Below are 18,699 nucleotides of genomic sequence, written 5' to 3'. Positions count from 1 at the left end.
GTTTCCGTTTCGCGTTTCCGTTTATTACGTCCGCACTTGCGCGCCGTCAGCTACCCGGCCATAGTGCCCGTCAATCAATGTTTGCGATGCGGGCAGTTTTCCTTGGTGCAGACGCCATACAGCGCCAGCGCGTGTTCCTGCAGCTTGAAGCCGCGTTCTTTCGCAATGGTTTGCTGACGGCTTTCAATTTCCTGATCGAAAAACTCCTCGACCAGGCCGCAGTCGATGCACACCAGGTGGTCGTGGTGGGTGCCTTCGTTCAGTTCGAACACGGCTTTGCCGGATTCGAAATTGCTGCGCGACAGCAGCCCGGCCTGCTCGAACTGCGTGAGCACGCGGTAGACGGTAGCGAGGCCGATATCGAGCTCTTCGTGCAGCAGGTTGCGATAAACGTCTTCAGCGGTCAGGTGACGCACCGGGCTGTGCTGGAAAATCTCCAGAATTTTGAGGCGCGGTAGGGTCGCCTTGAGGCCGATATTTTTGAGATCGGTTGGATTGGTCATGGCAAGGGATCCCTAGAGTACAATGCAGGGTTCTAATAGTAATGTGTTTACGCTGTTCAGGTCATCTTCGATGCAACGAAACTCGCGCGGCTCGCTACAGGCAGGGCCCGCACGGTGAGTGAAATGATTTCAAAATCTCTACTGATCTACCGGGGGAGCCGCATGCGGGGTACCTTGATTGCTGCAGCGACTATCGCGGTTCTTGCCGGATGCTCGACATACGATAGCGTGACGCAGCGAATCGCTCAAAGCATAACGCCGTATCGGATTACCGTGGTGCAGGGCAACTTTGTTTCGGCAGAGGCAGCAGCCCAGATGCAGGTCGGCATGTCGCGCGATCAGGTTCGCCAGTTGCTCGGCACGCCGCTTCTCGCCGACATGTTCCACGCAGACCGCTGGGATTATGTGTTCTATTTCAAGCGCGGCAATACGAGTGTCGTGCAGCAGCGCGATTTCGTGGTGAATTTCACGGGCGACCGCGTCGCCAACTGGACGGGCGGCGAAGACCTGCCGTCGAACCTCGAACTGCTTGCCGAAATCGACGGCGACAAGCGCGGCAAGAAGGCCTTTGCAGCAGCGGCAGCCGCCGCCAGTGCGCCGGCCGCCGCTTCGGGCGCCGCTGCAGCTGCCGCGGCCACGCCGCCGGCGGGCGGGGCAGCCACGGCCGGACAATCGATGGACGCGAACGCCGAAGCCGCCCAGGCAGCCAACCGCGCCACCGACGCCGTGCAGGCGCCGAGCGGCAAGATCACGCCGTCGGTGCGGGCCGGCACGCCGACCGCGAACGGTGGCGTGGTGCCGCAAGGCGCCACTTCGCCAGGTGCGCCGCAGTTCCAGTTCACGCGTCCGCCGCCGCCCACGGTGCCGGGCGTGCCGCAAGACAATCCGGTGGGTCCGGCAGGCTCGCAGAGCAACAACGGCCCGACCTACAACGCACCGTTGACGTCGTCCGCTTCGGGCACCCCGGGAACGGGCAGCTAATTCAGCTGTCCCTGACAATGACGGGCCGCGTGCAGAGCGCGAGCCCGTCATTTGTGTTTTTTCCGCCATATCGCGGCGCCTTGTGCGTCGCCTTTTGCACGTGAACGCCATGAACATTGCCATTGCCGGTGCATCGGGCCGTATGGGCCGGATGCTGATCGAAACCGTCCTGAACGATTCTGGCGTCAAACTTTCCGGTGCGCTCGTGCGCGCCGGTTCGCCGCATCTCGGCCAGGACGCCGGGGCATTTCTCGGCAAGGAGACCGGCGTCCTGCTGAGCGACGATATCGAGCAGGTATTCGCCCAGTCCGACTATCTGATCGACTTCACGCGCCCCGCCGGCACCCTCGCGCATCTCGAAGCGGCGCTGCGTCACGACGTCAAGCTGGTGATCGGCACCACCGGGTTCGACAACGAGCAGAAGGCGCAACTGCGTGCGGCCGGCGAGAAAATCGGCGTCGTATTTGCCGCTAACATGAGCGTGGGTGTCAACGTCACGCTCAAGCTGCTCGAATACGCCGCGCGCCATTTCGCGACCGGTTACGACATCGAGATCATCGAGGCGCATCATCGGCATAAAGTGGACGCACCGTCCGGCACCGCGCTCGCCATGGGCGAGGTGATCGCCGGCGCGCTCGGCCGCAATCTCGACGAATGCGCGGTCTATGGCCGCGAAGGCGTGACCGGCGAGCGCGATCCGTCGACCATCGGCTTTGCGGCGATCCGTGGCGGCGATATCGTCGGCGACCATACCGTGCTGTTCGCGGGCATCGGCGAGCGCATCGAGATCACGCACAAGTCGGCGAGCCGCTTGTCTTATGCACAGGGCGCGTTGCGCGCCGTGCACTTTCTCGAAGGCCACGCCAACGGCTTTTACGACATGCAGGACGTGCTCGGCCTGCGCTGAGCGCGCTTGCGTCCCGCGCGCGCCGCATCCGCTCGCGGCGCGCTCCGCTGCATCAGGCCATACTTTCCGACGGCGAGGTCCAATGGCAGGCACCGGCATTCTTCACTACCTGCAATCCAGCGACTCGATCACGCATGCCGTAGCCTATGTGCTGGCGGCCATGTCGGTGGCGAGCTGGTGCTTTCTGATCGTCAAGGGCTGGATGCTGAGCCGCGCGAAGCGCCAGGCGGCGCGCGCGATCGGCCAGTTCTGGCAGGCTCCCACGCTCTCCGAGGGCGTCGCGGTGTTGCGGCGCGCGGACAGCGAGCGGGTCTTTACGCCGCTCGCCGAGGCCGCCTTACATGCTTCGGAAGTGGACATCCCCGGCGCCTTGCTGGCGCGCGTCGAACCCAGCGAACGCGTGCTGCGCGCGCTGCGCCAGGCGCTTGTCGGGTCGCAACGGCGTCTCGAGTTTGGCCAGGTGCTGCTGGCATCGGTGGGCAGCACCGCGCCGTTCGTCGGCTTGCTCGGCACCGTCTGGGGCATCTATCACGCGCTCGGCAGCATCGCCGCGAGCGGCCAGGCGATGATCGAAAACGTCGCCGGCCCGGTCGGCGAGGCGCTCATCATGACGGCCTTCGGGCTCGTGGTGGCGATCCCGGCGGTGCTCGCCTATAACGTGCTTGGCCGCATGGTGCGGCAATTGTCGGAGGAACTGGACGGCTTCGCGCACGATCTGCACGCCTATGTTTGCGCGCCCGCGTCTACGCCCGCTGGCATGCCCGCAGGCGCCGCAGCGCAGGTGAAATCGGCGCAGGCCAGTTCGGTCTAGGTTTCAGCCGGTTTTCAGCTTCTTTCCCAGCTTCACCCCAGCGTCAGTCAGCGAGGAGGATCGACATGGCATTCGGCGGACTCGAAAAACGGCAAGCCGCGGCGCCGATGGCGGAAATCAACATGACGCCGCTGATCGACGTGATGCTGGTGCTGCTCGTCATCTTCATCATTACCGCGCCTTTGTTCACGCACGCCATCCGGCTCGATCTGCCGAAAGTTGCCGCCGCGCCGGTGCGTCAGACCCCGCAGACCATTTCGCTTTCCATCGACGCCGCCGGCAAGATCTACTGGAACGGCGCCGCGCTGACGCTCGAGCAGATGCGCGCGCGCTTCGTCGAGGCGGGCAAACAGCCGGAACAGCCGGAGATCCAGCTACGCGCCGAGCGCTCCACGCGCTACGAGGTCATCGCCCAGGTGATGGGCGCGGCACAGCAGGCGGGGCTCGAACGGCTCGGCTTCGTGACCGATCCGCCGCCGCCCGTGGCGAACCAGTCAAGCCACTGAAGCGCCGCCGCCGTGCCGCGCGGCGCACGGCAGACCCTCCGGCGAACGGTATAATCAGCGTTTTCCCCTGCCAGCGGGGAAACCACGCCATTTCATCAAGCAGAGCACCAGGCCCGGTGCGAAAGCACCGAACCCAGCGATCCCATCACACCATGCACGAAAAATACGTTCCCTCCGACGTCGAAGCCGCCGCGCAAGGGCAATGGCGCGCCGTCGACGCCTATAAGACAACGGAAACCACCGACAAGCCCAAGTTCTACTGCGTCTCGATGCTGCCGTATCCGTCGGGCAAGCTGCACATGGGCCACGTGCGCAACTACACGATCAACGACGTGATGTACCGCTATCTGCGGATGAACGGCCACAACGTGCTGATGCCGATGGGTTGGGACGCCTTCGGCATGCCGGCGGAAAACGCCGCGATGGCCAACAACGTGCCGCCGGCCAAGTGGACCTACGACAACATCGCGTACATGAAGAAGCAGATGCAGTCGATGGGCCTCGCCATCGACTGGTCGCGCGAAGTTACCACCTGCAGCCCCGATTACTACAAGTGGAACCAGTGGCTGTTCCTCAAGATGCTGGAAAAGGGCATCGCGTACAAGAAGACCGGCACGGTGAACTGGGACCCGGTCGACCAGACCGTGCTCGCCAACGAACAGGTGATCGACGGACGCGGCTGGCGTTCGGGCGCGCTGGTGGAAAAGCGCGAAATCCCGATGTACTACATGCGTATCACGCAATACGCCGACGAACTGCTGAACGACCTTGAAGGCCTCGGCTGGCCCGAGCGCGTCAAGATCATGCAGCAGAACTGGATCGGCAAGAGCTTCGGCGTGAACTTAGGCTTCCCGTATGAAATCGACGGCGAGCAGAAGGTGCTGCGCGTATTCACCACGCGCGCCGACACGGTCATGGGTGTGACCTTCTGCGCAGTCGCCGCCGAGCATCCGCTCGCCACACGTCTCGCGCAGGACAAGCCGGAACTGCAGGCCTTCATCGAAGAATGCAAGCGCGGCGGCGTCGCCGAGGCCGACGTGGCGACGATGGAAAAGAAGGGCATGGGCACCGGTTTCTACGTCACGCATCCGCTGACGCAGGAGCAGGTCGAAGTGTGGATCGGCAACTACGTGCTGATGAGCTACGGCGAAGGCGCGGTGATGGGCGTGCCGGCGCACGACGAGCGCGATTTCGCGTTCGCGAAGAAATACGCTTTGCCGATCAGGCAGGTAGTGGCGCTCGAAGGCAAGGAATACTCGACCGAGGCCTGGGAAGAATGGTACGGCGACAAGAACGGCACGCTGGTCAACAGCGGCAAGTACGACGGCATGACCTACACGCAGGCTGTCGACGCAATCGCCGGCGACCTGAAGGATCTCGGCCTCGGCGACAAGCAGGTCACCTACCGTCTGCGTGACTGGGGCGTGTCGCGCCAGCGTTACTGGGGCACGCCGATCCCGATTATCTACTGCGACACCTGCGGCGACGTGCCGGTGCCGGAGCAGGATCTGCCGGTGGTGTTGCCGGAAGACCTCGTGCCGGACGGCACGGGCAACCCGCTCGCGAAGTCCGCAGCATTCGTGAATTGCACATGCCCGAAGTGCGGCGCGCCGGCCAGGCGCGAAACCGACACCATGGACACCTTCGTCGATTCGTCGTGGTACTTCTACCGTTATGCCGCGCCGGACGCGAAGACCATGGTCGACGCCCGCACCGACTACTGGATGCCGATGGACCAGTACATCGGCGGCATCGAACACGCCATCCTGCACCTGCTGTATTCGCGCTTCTGGGCGAAGGTGTCGCGCGATCTCGGCATCGTCAAGTTTGGCGAGCCGGCCAGGAATCTGCTCACGCAGGGCATGGTGCTTAACGAGACGTACTACCGCGAAAACGAAGCGGGCAAGAAGACCTGGTACAACCCGCTCGACGTCACCGTCACGCACGACGACAAGGGCCGCCCGCTCGGCGCCACACTGATCGCCGATGGTCAGCCGGTGGTGCTCGGCGGGGTCGAGAAAATGTCGAAGTCGAAGAACAACGGTGTCGATCCGCAGGTGCTGATCGACCAGTATGGCGCCGACACGGCGCGTCTGTTCGTGATGTTCGCCGCGCCGCCCGAGCAGCAGCTCGAATGGTCGGGCGCGGGCGTGGAGGGCGCGAGCCGCTTCCTGCGTCGCGTGTGGGGCTTCGGTCATGCGAACGAAGCGGCGCTGCGCGAGCGTGCTTCGTTCGACGCTGCGCAACTCGCCGAAACGGACAAGGTGCTGCGCCGCGAGATCTACAGCGTGCTGAAGCAGGCCGATTTCGACTATCAACGTCTGCAGTACAACACGGTGGTGTCGGCGGCAATGAAGATGCTCAACGCAGTCGACAGCGCCAAGGGTGCGCAGCCCGCGGTGCTGCGCGAATGTTATGGCGTGCTGCTGCGCGTGCTGTACCCGGTCGTGCCGCACGCCACCTTCCAGTTGTGGCAGGAATTGGGCTACGCCGACGAATTCGGCACGCTGCTCGACGCGCCGTGGCCGAAGGTCGACGAGAAGGCGCTCGAACAGGCTGAGATCGAACTGGTGCTGCAGGTCAACGGCAAGGTGCGCGGCGCGGTGAAGGTGGCCAAGGACGCGCCGCGTGACGCCATCGAGCAGGCCGCGCTCGCACACGAGATGTTCGCCAAATTCGCGGAAGGCAATGCGCCGAAGAAGATCATCGTCGTGCCGGGCCGTCTCGTGAACATCGTCGTCTGACGGTGCGGCCGGAAATGAGCCGGATGCCGCGCCCGAAGGCAGTAAAGCGCGGCGGCGCCCGGATCGGGTACGGGATTCAGGAATTCACTGCGAACCAGGAGCCAATGTGACTCGCAGATCGTTTTTGACGCTGGCTTGCGGGGTGATGGCGCTGTCCGCCTGCGGCTTTCAGCTACGCGGGCAGCAGAACTATCCGTTCAAGCGCCTTGCGGTGGTCGGTGCGCCGGCGGACTTCGCGGGTCGTTTAACTCGTATGGTCCAGGGCGGCAGCGACACCGTGATTGTCAACTCGACGGCCAATGCCGACGCCGTCCTGCACGTGTCAGAAAGTCTCGGCAATTCCGTCCTGGCAATAAATTCCCTGGGCGTCGTGGAGGAGTATCAACTGACCTATGCGCTGGGCTACACGCTGGTCAGTTCAGACGGCACGGTGCTGATTCCGAGCAGCCTGATCGAACTGAATCGTGCGATGACCTACAGCGACCAGTTTTCCCAATCGAAGAGCGCGGAAGCAACCCTGCTGTACGCGGACATGCGCAACGACGCCGTCGACCAGTTGACGCGCCGCCTGGGCGTCGTGCGCTCGCTGCATCCCGGGCCGGGTGAGGCGGTGCCGGCGGTCGCGCCGCGCGCGCCGCTGCCGCCGCCGCCGCTTTGATGCCGATCTCGGTGAGCTGAATCCATGCAACTGCGACTTGACGCGCTCGAAACGCACCTCGCCAAGGGACTCGCCGGCCTGTACGTCGTGTACGGCGACGAGCATCTGCTTGCGCAGGAAGCGGGCGACCGTATCCGCGCGGCGGCGCGCGCGGCCGGTTATACCGACCGCACCGTTTTCACGGTGGAGCGCGGCTTCGACTGGAGTTCGCTGCTCGGCGCGAGCCAGTCCATGTCGCTGTTCGGCGACAAGCAACTGGTCGAACTGCGGATTCCGTCGGGCAAGCCCGGCAAGGAAGGGGCGGACGCATTGAAGGCGCTCGCCGCCGCGGTGAATCCCGATGTCCTGACGATGATCACGTTGCCGCGCCTCGATTCGGCCACCCAAAAGGCCGCCTGGTTCACGGCGTTGTCCGAGGCGGGCGCCGCGCTGAAGATCGATCCGGTCGAGCGCGCGCAATTGCCGAATTGGGTCGGGCAGCGGCTGTCGCAGCAAGGTCAGCGCGTCGCCGCCGGTGAGGAAGGGCGGCGCGCGTTGCAGTTCATCGCCGAGCGCGTGGAAGGCAATCTGCTGGCCGCGCATCAGGAGATCCAGAAGCTCGGGCTGCTGTATCCGTCCGGAGTGCTGAGTTTCGAGCAGGTCCAGGACGCCGTGCTCAACGTCGCGCGCTATGACGTGTTCAAGCTGAACGAGGCGATGCTGGCGGGCGACGTGGGCCGGCTCGCGCGCATGCTCGACGGTTTGCGCGGCGAGGGCGAGGCCGCGGTTCTGGTGTTGTGGGCGGTGGTCGAGGAAGTGCGCACGTTGTTGCGGATCAAGCGTGGTGTCGCCGCCGGCAAGCCGCTCGCCATGCTTACGCGCGAGAACCGCGTATGGGGGCCGCGTGAGCGCCTGATCGGGCCGGCGTTATCGCGGGTGACCGAGGCGGCGCTGGAGAAGGGGCTGGCGCTGGCGGCCAGGCTGGACCGACAGGTGAAAGGCTTGTCGGGCGGCACGCCGGGCAATCATCGCAACGATCCGCCGCCTGATCCATGGGACGGCCTGTTCGAACTGGCGATGACGGTGGCGTCGCCTGGCAACGCCGGTGCCGCGCGAACCGCGCCTAGCCGGCTTACAATCTCTTGATCTTTCGCTCATTCTGCCTGTCCGCCGCGCATCGAAGACGCGCGACACCACGAGAATCACCATGGATATCGACCAGTACATGACCGACCTCGGCCGCCGCGCGCGTCACGCTTCGCGCGCGATGGCGCGGGCGTCGACGGCGGCGAAGAACGCGGCGCTCGAAGCCATCGGCGGCGCCATCGAACGCGAGGCGGCGCAACTCAAGCAAGCCAATGCGCGCGATCTCGCCCGAGCCCGCGAGAAAGGCTACGACGCTGCGTTTATCGACCGCCTGACGCTATCCGACAAGGCGCTGAAAACGATGGTCGAAGGCCTGCGCCAGGTCGCCGCGCTGCCGGATCAGATCGGCGAGATCAGCAACCTCAAATTTCGTCCGAGCGGCATCCAGGTCGGCCAGATGCGCGTGCCGCTCGGGGTGATCGGCATCATCTACGAATCGCGTCCGAACGTGACGATTGACGCCGCCGCCCTGTGTCTGAAGTCGGGCAACGCCACCATCCTGCGGGGCGGCTCGGAAGCGCTCGAATGCAATACCGCGTTGGCGAAGCTGATTGGCGAAGGGCTCGAGAAAGCCGGGTTGCCGCAGGATGCCGTGCAGGTGGTGGCGACGTCGGATCGCGCCGCCGTGGGCAAGCTCATCACAATGACGGAATACGTCGACGTGATCGTGCCGCGCGGCGGCAAGAGCCTGATTGCGCGTCTGATGGAAGAAGCGCGCGTGCCGATGATCAAGCATCTCGACGGCATCTGCCACGTGTATGTCGACGACCGCGCGGATGTCACGAAAGCGCTGACCGTGTGCGACAACGCGAAGACGCATCGCTACGGCACCTGCAACACGATGGAAACGCTGCTGGTGGCGCGCGGTATTGCGGCTGAAGTGCTGCCGGCGCTGGGCAAACTGTATCGCAGCAAGGAAGTCGATCTGCGCGTGGATGCGGCGGCGCGCGCGGTGTTGTCCGAGGCAGGCGTGGCTCCGCTCGTCGATGCCACCGAGGAAGACTGGCGCACCGAGTATCTTGCGCCGGTGCTGGCGATCAAGGTGGTCGACGGCATCGATGCGGCCATTGAGCATATCAACGAATACAGTTCGCATCACACCGACGCGATCGTCACCGAAGACCACGACCGCGCGATGCGTTTCCTGCGCGAAGTGGATTCGGCCAGCGTGATGGTCAATGCGTCCACGCGTTTCGCGGACGGCTTCGAGTTTGGTCTCGGCGCGGAAATCGGCATTTCGAACGACAAGCTGCATGCGCGTGGGCCGGTAGGGCTGGAAGGGCTGACGTCGCTGAAATACGTGGTGCTGGGACACGGCGAAGGCCGCCAGTAGCCTGCGGCGTGCTTCGACCTGCAATGAACGACTGCACAGGAAAGCGCCGACGCGCTTTCCTTCCCTGGCGCCAGTAACGGACGCGCCACTCTCTGCATTAATCCGCCGCACAAGAACTGAAGGACCGCTCATGCTTTGGGTAAAGACGTTTCACATCGTACTGGTTGCCTCCTGGTTTGCCGGCCTGTTCTACCTGCCGCGCATCTTCGTCAATCTGGCGATGGAAACGGAAGCCGCGGCCACCGCACGGCTTTTAACCATGGCGCGCAAGCTGTACCGCTTCATGACCTTCATCGCGGTGCCGGCGCTGGCATGCGGACTCTGGCTGTGGCTCGTGATCGGCATTGGACGCGGGCAGGGCTGGATTCACGCGAAGGTGGGCGTGGTGGTGCTGCTGATTGTCTATCACGCTTATTGCGGCGTGCTGCTGCGGACTTTCGAGCGTGGAGAGAACCGTCGCTCGGACAAGTGGTATCGGATGTTCAACGAACTGCCGGTACTGGGGATGCTGGCGGCGGTGGCGCTGGTGGTGATCAAGCCGTTTTAGACAGCGCGGCTGGCCGGGTTGCCCGGTTGCCCGGTTGCCGGCTCGAACGGTGATACCTGTAGTTAGAACATGAAGGCCTGCCGTCGCGCAGGCCTTTTTCGTTCCCGGCTCTTCAACCTTCGCCGTCGATCCTTAACCGGCCAATCGCCCCTTTCGCCTGCCCCAATCGCTCCACGAGTTCAGGCCCGCGCCTGAGCGCGACACCGACCGCCAGAATGTCGCCGATCGCCAGATGCGACATGCGTGAGGTCATCGGCGAAAACACGTCGTTTTCCTCCACCACGTTCGAGAACAGACAGATCGAAGCGACCCGCGCCAACGGCGAGCTGCCGTGCGTAATCGCAATCACCTTGGCGCCGCGGGCCAGCGCCGAGCGCGCGGCATCGATGATGTCGCGGGTGCGGCCGGTATTCGAGACGATCACCACGGCGTCGCCGGACCCGAGGAGCGCCGCCGACATCGAATAGGTATGCGGATCCGAATACGCGACGCTTGGCATGCCAAGCCGGAAGAACTTGTGCTGGATGTCCTGTGCGGCAATTCCCGAGCCGCCCGCGCCGTAGAACTCGATACGCGCCGCATTCGCCAGCAGCTCGACCGCCGCTTCGACGCTGTCCGGCGACAAATTATTGCGGACCTCGATCAGCGTGCCGATGGTTCGGTCGAATACCTTGGCGATGAGGCCGGGCGCCCCTTCATCCGGCCGCACATCCCGATAGACGGTGGGCACGCCTGACGCAATGCCCTGCGCCAACCGGATCTTGAACTCCCGAAACCCCGAAAAGCCCAGCGCCCGGCAAAAGCGCGCGATGGTCGGCTGGCTCACGCCAGCGCGCGCGGCCACCTCGTTCATCGACAGGTCGAGCACCTCGCGCGGCGCTTCGATCACGTAGTCGGCCAGCTTGCGCTCCGAGGGCCGCAACTGGTCGCGCATCTCTTCCACTTGGGACAGCATCATTGGAAAACTCGCACTATGCTGAAGAATGCGTGGACTATAGCTGATTGGCGGATATGTACAAAAACTACATATTGCGCTGTAGGGGTATTCCCTATCCTCGCACGATAATCGCCCTGACCCGCTCGATATGATGCGTTGCGGCGAATCGAAAGTCGCCGGACTGTTGCGCTTGATGACATTGCGATCGTGTAGTTTTTCTACTAAACTCTCGCTGTCGGCTTGATCCGACGTCCCCGATCCCACCTGGCCCCGCGCGTGTCCGCTGCAGCCAGCGACGAAGGAGCTTCGATGGTTTCCCCGCATTCGCAATTGCTCAAGGTCACGCAACGCGTGATCGAACGCAGCAAACCCACCCGTGCTGCTTATCTGGCCCGCATCGACAAGGCGCAAGGCAAGTTTCCGGTACGCGGCGCGCTGTCCTGCGCCAATCTCGCGCACGGTTTCGCCGGCCTCGAGGGCAACGACAAACTCGTGATCAAGCAGATCCGCGAGCCGAACATCGGCATCGTGTCGTCGTATAACGAGATGCTCTCGGCCCATGCGCCGTACAAAAACTACCCCGACATCATCAAGCAGGCCGCGCGTGAAAACGGCGGCGTCGCGCAGTTCGCGGGCGGCGTGCCGGCCATGTGCGACGGCGTCACGCAGGGCAACGCGGGCATGGAGTTGTCGCTGTTCTCGCGTGAAGTGATCGCGATGAGCACGGCGGTGGCGCTCACGCACAACATGTTCGACGCGGCGCTGTGCCTCGGCATCTGCGACAAGATCGTGCCGGGTCTGTTGATCGGCGCGCTGCAGTTCGGCCACATTCCCACCATTTTTGTTCCGGCCGGCCCGATGACGAGCGGTCTGGGCAACGACGACAAAGCCAAGGTGCGCCAGCAGTTCGCCACCGGTCATTGCGACCGCGGCGCATTGCTCGAAGCGGAAGCCGCCGCGTATCACGGCCACGGCACCTGCACCTTCTACGGCACGGCCAACAGCAATCAGATGCTGATGGAAGTGATGGGCCTGCATCTGCCGGGCTCGGCCTTCGTGCATCCGCATACGCCTTTGCGCGACGCCCTCACGGCGCAGGCCGCGCGTCGCGTGCTGGACCTGACGGTCGAGCGCGGCAATTACACGCCGATCGGTCACGTGGTGGACGAGAAGGCCATCGTCAACGGCATCGTCGCCTTGCTGGCGACGGGCGGTTCCACCAATCACACGCTGCACCTGGTGGCGATCGCGCGGGCGGCGGGCATCGTGATCGATTGGGACGACTTCGATCAGTTGTCGCAAAACGTCCCGCTGCTGGCGAAGATTTATCCGAACGGCAAGGCCGACGTGAATCATTTTCACGCCGCGGGCGGCGTGGCGTTCCTGGTCCGCAACCTGCTGGAAGGCGGTTTGCTGCACGAAGACGTCAACACCGTGGCTGGCAAAGGGCTGCACCACTACACGGAAGAGCCGAAGCTGCTCGACGGCAAGCTGACCTGGGTGCCGGGCGTGACGGAAAGCCAGGAAACGGCGGTGCTGCGTGGCATCAAGGAACCGTTCCAGCCGGACGGCGGGCTGCGTCTGATGCAGGGCAAACTCGGCCGCGGTGTGATCAAGATTTCGGCCGTGGCGGCGGCGCATCGCAAGGTGAAGGCGCCGGCAATCGTGTTCGATTCGCAGGAAGCGGTGCAGGAAGCCTTCGACAAGGGCGAGCTGAAGCGTGATTTCGTCGCGGTCGTGCGCTTCCAGGGCGCCCGCGCAAACGGCATGCCCGAACTGCATCGTTTGACGCCGCTGCTGGGCGTGTTGCAGGATCAGGGTTTCCACGTCGCGCTGGTCACCGATGGACGCATGTCGGGCGCCTCGGGCAAGGTGCCGGCGGTGATCCACGTGTCGCCGGAAGCGTTGCTCGAAGGGCCGATCGGCAAGGTGCGCACGGGCGACATGCTGGTGATCGACGCAGAAGCCGGCGTGCTCGACATCGAGATCGATGCGGCCGAATGGGCGGCGCGGCCCGAAGCCATTCCGCAGCATCAGGCGGACAACGAAGTCGGCTTCGGCCGCGAACTGTTCGGCGTGTTCCGCGCGGCCGCTGCGCCGGCGGAACTGGGCGCTTCGGTATTTGGTCCGATGGTCGGTGAAGTTCACGCGGGCACGCATGCCGGCGCGCATGCAAGCATCCACGCAAACCACGAACTGCAGAAACAAGGAGTCTGACTATGACGGCAAAGAAAGTAAGCGAGATCGTGCGTCTGGGTCCGGTGATTCCGGTCCTCGCCTTCGATTCGGCGGAGCAGGGTGAAAACGTTTCGCGCGCGTTGCACGCGGGCGGCGTGAAGGTGCTGGAGATCACGCTGCGCACGGCGGCCGGTCTCGAAGCGATCGAGCGGGCGAGTCAGCTGGCGGACGACATCGTCGTAGGCGTGGGCACGATCACGAAGCCGGAGCACTGCGCGCAGGCCAAAAAAGCCGGCGCACAGTTCGGCGTCTCGCCGGGTCTCACCAAAGACATGCACAAGGCCGCGCAGGATGCGGGCTTGCCGCTGCTGCCAGGCGTGATGACGCCGAGCGACATCATCGTTGCATTGGAACTCGGCTATGAGATCGTCAAGTTCTTCCCGGCGCAGCAGGCCGGCGGCGTGCCGATGCTGCAAGCCTTCCACGGTCCGTTTCCGACGCTGAAGTTCTGCCCGACCGGCGGCATTTCGGCCGAGACGGCGCCGAATTTTCTCGCCCTGCCGAACGTCGTCTGCGTGGGCGGTTCGTGGCTTACGCCGAAGTCCGCGGTTGCCGCGCAGAACTGGGACGAGATCACGCGCCTCGCGCGCGCGGCGAGCGAACTGGCCGCGCCGGCGCATTGAGTCTGCGCAGGTTGTCGCTCTAATCCTGAGCGAGCCTACGTCAGGGTTGGCGGCGGCCCGGCAAATGAGTGACACCGCCCCCGGTCCGACTATCAAGGAGCCTCGTCGTTGCAGCCGTTCAGGCCGCGACAGCGAGGCTCTTTTATATGCGTGGCCGTTTTACACGCTTGCTATGCAAACAAACAGTAAAATTCAGCGTCCGCGCGGACATCCGGAGCACGCCGGTTGCGCGTGAGGCGTAGAGACAGGCAGCGCGACAGATTCAGCGGTCGCTCATAACCAACAATCCAGAAGGAGGAGCTCCATGGGAGCTAACCATGGCAGCTTGCTGCTGATTTACGCGGTGATCGCCATCGCCGCGCTGATCCTGTTGATCACGCGCTACAAGGTTTATCCGTTCCTCGTCCTGATCATCGTGTCGTTGTTGCTGGGTCTGATAGCCGGCATGCCGATGGGCACCATCGTCAAGTCGTTCGAAACAGGCAATGGCAACACGCTCGGCCACATTGCCATCGTGGTGGGTCTGGGCACCATGCTCGGCAAGATGATGGCCGAATCCGGCGGGGCGGAACGCATTGCGACGACGCTCATCGACAAGTTCGGCGAAAAGCACATTCACTGGGCGATGATGCTGGTGGCGATCATCGTCGGCCTGCCGGTGTTTTTCGAAGTAGGCTTCGTGCTGCTGATTCCGATTGCCTTCAACGTCGCGAAGCGCACCGGCAAGTCGCTGTTGCTGATCGGCTTGCCGATGATCGCCGGCTTGTCCGTCGTGCACGGACTGATTCCGCCGCACCCCGCCGCGATGCTCGCAGTGCAGGCGTATCACGCCGACATCGGCAAGACGATTGCGTATGGCCTGATTGTCGGCGTGCCGTGCGCGATTGTCGCGGGACCGCTGTTTGCGCTGCTGGTCAGCCGTTACATCAAGCTGCCGGAGAACAATCCGCTGGCCGCCCAGTTCCTCGGCTCGGCCGGACAGGATAAGGATAAGGCCAAGGAACAGGCCACGAAGCGCGAACTGCCAGGCTTCGGCATCACGCTGTTCACGATTTTGCTGCCGGTGATCCTGATGTTGATCGGCAGTTGGGCGAACCTGCTTTTCGCCCCTAAAACCTTGCCGAACGATCTGCTGCAATTCATCGGCAATTCAGACGTGGCGCTGCTGATCGCGGTGCTGGTCAGCTTCTGGACCTTCGGCGCGAAACGCGGCTTCAACCGCGAGCAGATCCAGAAGTTTTGCGGCGAATGTCTGGCGCCGATCGCCGGCATTACGCTGATCGTCGGTGCGGGTGGCGGCTTCGGCCGGGTGTTGATGGATAGCGGCATTTCGAAGGAAATTGTCAATGCGGCAACTGCGGCGCATCTGTCGCCGCTGGTGTTCGCCTGGTGCGTGGCCGCGCTGATCCGGCTGGCAACGGGCTCGGCTACCGTCGCCATGACGACGGCCTGCGGCATCGTCGCGCCTATCGCGGCGGCAGGCGGCGCGCAGGTGCGGCCGGAACTGCTGGTGTTGGCCACCGGTTCGGGTTCGTTGATTTTTTCGCACGTCAACGACGGCGGTTTCTGGCTGATCAAGGAATACTTTGGAATGACGGTGGGGCAGACGTTCAAGACATGGTCGCTGCTCGAAACCATCATTTCCCTGATGGGTTTGGGTTTGACCTTCGCGCTCGCGACGGTTTTGTAAGGAGTAGAAAATGATTTTGATCGCAATGGGCGTCTCGGGCGCCGGCAAGACGCGGATTGGCGAAATGCTGGCGGAGCGCCTCGCGTGCACCTTCACCGACGGCGACGCATTCCACAGCGCCGCCAACAAGGAGAAGATGCACAAAGGCATTCCGCTCACCGACGAAGACCGTTGGCCGTGGCTCAAAACCATCCGCGCCGCGATCGAGGAAAAGCAGCATGCGCGCGAGACGGCCGTGTTCACGTGCTCGTCGTTGAAGCGCTCGTATCGCGACATCCTGCGCGGCGGCGACAAGGACGTGGTGTTCGTCTATCTGAAGGGCTCGTACCAGGTGCTGCACGAACGCCTGCAGACGCGCACCGGGCATTTCTTCGATCCGTCGCTGCTGCAAAGCCAGCTGGATACGCTCGAAGAGCCGGGCGCGGATGAGGCGATTACGGTGAGCATCGAACTGTCGCCGGAAGCGATTGTCGATGAGGTGCTGGTGCAGATGAAGGCGCGTGGGTAGTCTGCGCTTTTTCGCGCATTTCCCGCGCATCGCCGTAAACGCAAATGGCGCTCCGATCCGGAGCGCCATTTTTCATTTCAGGTAGCGACGCAGCGCTGCAGCGATACAACGACGCTCGCAGCGCGCGAACGGGTCGCGCGCCTGACGGCTTCCTGCTTAAGCGATTCGCTTCGCCAGCTCGATTGCCTTGCCGACATACGACGCCGGCGTCATCGCGAGCAGACGTTCCTTCGCGTCCGCGGGAATGTTCAGGCCGCCGATGAAAGTCTGCAGCGCCTCACGCGTGATGCCCTTGCCGCGCGTGAGTTCCTTCAGTTGCTCGTAGGGATTCTCGATGCCGTAGCGGCGCATCACCGTCTGCACCGGCTCGGCCAGCACTTCCCAGCAGTTATCGAGGTCTTCGTCCAGGCGCGCCGGATTGACTTCCAGCTTGTCCAGGCCGCGGATCAGCGCGTCATACGAGAGCAGCGAATAGCCGAACGCGACGCCGATATTGCGCAGCACCGTCGAATCGGTGAGATCGCGCTGCCAGCGCGAGATAGGCAGCTTGTCGGCCAGATGGCGCAGCGTGGCGTTCGCGAGGCCGAGGTTGCCTTCCGAGTTTTCGAAGTCGATCGGATTGACCTTGTGCGGCATCGTCGACGAACCGATTTCGCCGGCCTTCAGACGTTGCTTGAAGTAGCCGAGCGAGATGTAGCCCCACACGTCGCGGTCCAGATCCAGCAGGATCGTGTTGGCGCGCGAGACGGCGTCGAACAGCTCGGCCATGTAGTCGTGCGGTTCGATCTGGATGGTGTACGGATTGAACTTGAGCTTCAGACGCTTCTCCACCACGTCACGCGAGAATGCTTCCCAGTCGAACTCGGGATACGCGGACAGATGCGCGTTGAAGTTGCCCACCGCGCCGTTCATCTTGCCGAGCAATTCGACTTTCTCGATGCGCTCGATGGCGCGTGCCAGGCGCGCCGCGACGTTGGCGATTTCCTTGCCGAGCGTGGTCGGGCTGGCCGGTTGACCGTGCGTGCGTGACAGCATCGGCTGCGCGGCTTGCGCGTGGGCCAATGCGACGAGGCGCGCATGCACCGAGCGCAGCGCCGGCACGATCACGTGTTCGCGCGCGCCGGCCAGCATCAGGCCGTGCGAGGTGTTGTTGATGTCTTCCGAGGTGCAGGCGAAGTGGATGAATTCGCTCGCGCGTTCCAGTTCCGGCTGACCCTTCACCGATTCCTTGAGCCAGTATTCGACGGCCTTCACGTCGTGATTCGTGACGCGCTCGATTTCCTTGATGCGGGCGGCGTCGTGCGCGGTGAAGCGCTCGGCCAGTTGCAGCAGGAATTGTTCGGATGCTTCGGAAAAACGCGGCACTTCGGCGAACCCGGCGTGCGAGAGCGCAATCAGCCAATGGATTTCGACCGTCACGCGATGGCGCATGAACGCGGCTTCCGAGAGCCAGTCGCGCAGGGCTTCGGTTTTCGACGCATAGCGGCCGTCGAGCGGGGAGAGCGCGGTGAGCGCGAACAGGGTTTCGGGACGGGTGTCGGACATGATGGAGGCGTGAGCGCTCGGTGAGCGGATCGGAAACGGAGGGAATCCGCGATTTTACCACCGGGCGGTGGCGCCCCGATTTCCGCTGCGCCGTTCCCGGCCGCGCTCGGCCAGGCCACCGTCGACCCGCGCGACGCCTTCAGTCCGGGTAACCTTCGTAGCCGGGAAACAGCTTGGGCAGCAGGAATGGCGGAATCGAGTAACGCGAGAAACAGCGCGAGGTCGAGGCCGGATGGATCAAATGCAGGCAACTGTGGTTTGGGTCGTCGGCTGTCATCACCTTGTGGCCGGCCTTCACCACGCCCTTGATGAAGCTCGCGTCTTCACCCAGGTCGATGTCGTCGAAGCGCGACGCGGCGGTCAGTGCCTTGCGGTAGACATACGAGAAACCATAGAACAGGATGAAATCGGCGCCGATCTGCTTTTTTTCGTGGAATTCGACCGCGTTCACCGAACTGCCGCTCAGTTCATAGTGATGACCCACCTTGGCTCGAAGGTCCATATAGCCGAGAAACTGCGTAAGCGGTGCATACATGAAGAAGGCCGACAACTTGATGAGATCGGACTGGCTTTGCTCCATCAGCGCGACCATGCCGGACAGATAGTGCGGCGCGTAGTAATCGTCGTCGTCGAAATGCGCGATGAGCGTGCCGCGCGCTTTCGCGATCAGAAAGTTGCGCTTCGCGCCGATCGTCATGCGCGTGCTCGAGTGATAGTAGTGAATGCGCGCGTCGGTGGCTACGAGTGCCTGCATGTGCGCGCTGGGCGTGGGGCTGTCGTCGAGTACCAGCCATTCCCAATCGACCTTTTGGCGCTGAACGCAACGGGCGATGGCCGGCAGCAGACGCTCGCGGTTCGCCGTGGGCGTGAGGATGGAGATGAGTTCGGACATGGGGTCTTGGTCACTCAGACAAGCGACCGTTCCTTGCGAATGTGGTGCGCGGCGGCGATCCGACGCCGCCCGGAACGACCGGCGATAGATGGCGTGCGAGCAACCGTCGAGGTTGGCGGCCCGCGCCATGCGCTGCGGCTTCGGCCAGGCT

The 18,699-nt window shown here is 63.6% G+C and carries 17 protein-coding genes; 13 read left to right on the top strand and 4 right to left on the bottom strand.

What is annotated here, in order from left to right; genetic code table 11:
• Positions 1–74: 74 nt before the first annotated feature.
• Positions 75–503: a ferric iron uptake transcriptional regulator gene (gene fur / locus FQ755_RS35430; RefSeq protein ID WP_144162606.1), complete on the bottom strand. Its 429-nt coding sequence runs from the start codon at positions 501–503 to the stop codon at positions 75–77.
• A gap of 162 nt (positions 504–665) precedes the next feature.
• On the opposite strand from fur, the gene FQ755_RS35425 reads away from it, so the two are divergent.
• The 9 genes from FQ755_RS35425 to FQ755_RS35385 all read left to right on the top strand — a co-directional run bounded on the left by FQ755_RS35425 (position 666) and on the right by FQ755_RS35385 (position 10,115).
• A complete protein-coding gene (locus FQ755_RS35425; protein WP_144162787.1) occupies positions 666–1,484 on the top strand; it encodes an outer membrane protein assembly factor BamE in 819 nt (272 codons plus the stop codon).
• A 109-nt stretch (positions 1,485–1,593) separates the two neighbouring features.
• A complete protein-coding gene (gene dapB / locus FQ755_RS35420) occupies positions 1,594–2,391 on the top strand; it encodes a 4-hydroxy-tetrahydrodipicolinate reductase (protein ID WP_144162604.1) in 798 nt (265 codons plus the stop codon).
• Positions 2,392–2,473: 82 nt separating this feature from the next.
• Positions 2,474–3,202, top strand: coding sequence for a MotA/TolQ/ExbB proton channel family protein (locus FQ755_RS35415; protein WP_260859024.1), 729 nt, complete (start codon positions 2,474–2,476; stop codon positions 3,200–3,202).
• Positions 3,203–3,267: 65 nt separating this feature from the next.
• Positions 3,268–3,708 (top strand): ExbD/TolR family protein, encoded by a 441-nt coding sequence (locus FQ755_RS35410; protein WP_144162602.1) that lies wholly within the window; start codon positions 3,268–3,270, stop codon positions 3,706–3,708.
• Positions 3,709–3,860: 152 nt separating this feature from the next.
• Positions 3,861–6,452, top strand: a complete 2,592-nt coding sequence (gene leuS / locus FQ755_RS35405) for a leucine--tRNA ligase (protein ID WP_144162600.1) — start codon at positions 3,861–3,863, stop codon at positions 6,450–6,452.
• Positions 6,453–6,558: 106 nt separating this feature from the next.
• Complete coding sequence (gene lptE, locus FQ755_RS35400) at positions 6,559–7,110, top strand: LPS assembly lipoprotein LptE (RefSeq protein WP_144162598.1); 552 nt, start codon at positions 6,559–6,561, stop codon at positions 7,108–7,110.
• A gap of 24 nt (positions 7,111–7,134) precedes the next feature.
• Positions 7,135–8,235 carry a DNA polymerase III subunit delta gene (gene holA, locus FQ755_RS35395; protein WP_144162596.1) on the top strand — a complete coding sequence of 367 codons (1,101 nt, stop codon included), beginning with the start codon at positions 7,135–7,137 and terminating at the stop codon, positions 8,233–8,235.
• A gap of 61 nt (positions 8,236–8,296) precedes the next feature.
• Positions 8,297–9,568 carry a glutamate-5-semialdehyde dehydrogenase gene (locus FQ755_RS35390; RefSeq protein WP_144162594.1) on the top strand — a complete coding sequence of 424 codons (1,272 nt, stop codon included), beginning with the start codon at positions 8,297–8,299 and terminating at the stop codon, positions 9,566–9,568.
• Positions 9,569–9,698: 130 nt separating this feature from the next.
• Positions 9,699–10,115, top strand: a complete 417-nt coding sequence (locus FQ755_RS35385) for a CopD family protein (protein ID WP_144162592.1) — start codon at positions 9,699–9,701, stop codon at positions 10,113–10,115.
• Positions 10,116–10,227: 112 nt separating this feature from the next.
• Here FQ755_RS35385 and FQ755_RS35380 read toward each other — a convergent pair whose 3' ends face one another.
• Positions 10,228–11,073, bottom strand: a complete 846-nt coding sequence (locus tag FQ755_RS35380; protein ID WP_144162590.1) for a MurR/RpiR family transcriptional regulator — start codon at positions 11,071–11,073, stop codon at positions 10,228–10,230.
• Positions 11,074–11,361: 288 nt separating this feature from the next.
• Here FQ755_RS35380 and edd point away from each other — a divergent pair, with 288 nt between their 5' ends.
• The 4 genes from edd to FQ755_RS35360 all read left to right on the top strand — a co-directional run bounded on the left by edd (position 11,362) and on the right by FQ755_RS35360 (position 16,111).
• Positions 11,362–13,269 (top strand): phosphogluconate dehydratase, encoded by a 1,908-nt coding sequence (gene edd, locus FQ755_RS35375; RefSeq protein ID WP_144162588.1) that lies wholly within the window; start codon positions 11,362–11,364, stop codon positions 13,267–13,269.
• A gap of 2 nt (positions 13,270–13,271) precedes the next feature.
• Positions 13,272–13,913 carry a bifunctional 4-hydroxy-2-oxoglutarate aldolase/2-dehydro-3-deoxy-phosphogluconate aldolase gene (gene eda, locus FQ755_RS35370; protein ID WP_144162586.1) on the top strand — a complete coding sequence of 214 codons (642 nt, stop codon included), beginning with the start codon at positions 13,272–13,274 and terminating at the stop codon, positions 13,911–13,913.
• Positions 13,914–14,217: 304 nt separating this feature from the next.
• Complete coding sequence (locus tag FQ755_RS35365) at positions 14,218–15,603, top strand: GntP family permease (protein WP_144162584.1); 1,386 nt, start codon at positions 14,218–14,220, stop codon at positions 15,601–15,603.
• A 10-nt stretch (positions 15,604–15,613) separates the two neighbouring features.
• Complete coding sequence (locus tag FQ755_RS35360) at positions 15,614–16,111, top strand: gluconokinase (RefSeq protein ID WP_144162582.1); 498 nt, start codon at positions 15,614–15,616, stop codon at positions 16,109–16,111.
• Between the two features lie 156 nt (positions 16,112–16,267).
• Here the strand turns inward: FQ755_RS35360 and purB are convergent, their stop codons facing one another.
• On the bottom strand, positions 16,268–17,656 hold the full coding sequence (gene purB / locus FQ755_RS35355; protein ID WP_144162580.1) for an adenylosuccinate lyase: 1,389 nt from the start codon (positions 17,654–17,656) through the stop codon (positions 16,268–16,270).
• 139 nt (positions 17,657–17,795) lie between these two features.
• A complete protein-coding gene (locus FQ755_RS35350) occupies positions 17,796–18,548 on the bottom strand; it encodes a glycosyltransferase family 2 protein (protein ID WP_144162578.1) in 753 nt (250 codons plus the stop codon).
• Positions 18,549–18,699: the final 151 nt, after the last annotated feature.

Origin of the sequence: Paraburkholderia sp. BCC1885 (assembly GCF_900996235.1) — a bacterium.
In the GTDB taxonomy this organism is placed as follows: domain Bacteria; phylum Pseudomonadota; class Gammaproteobacteria; order Burkholderiales; family Burkholderiaceae; genus Paraburkholderia.
Note: the sequence above shows the minus strand (reverse complement) of the source record. Positions and strands in the feature narration are given on the sequence as shown.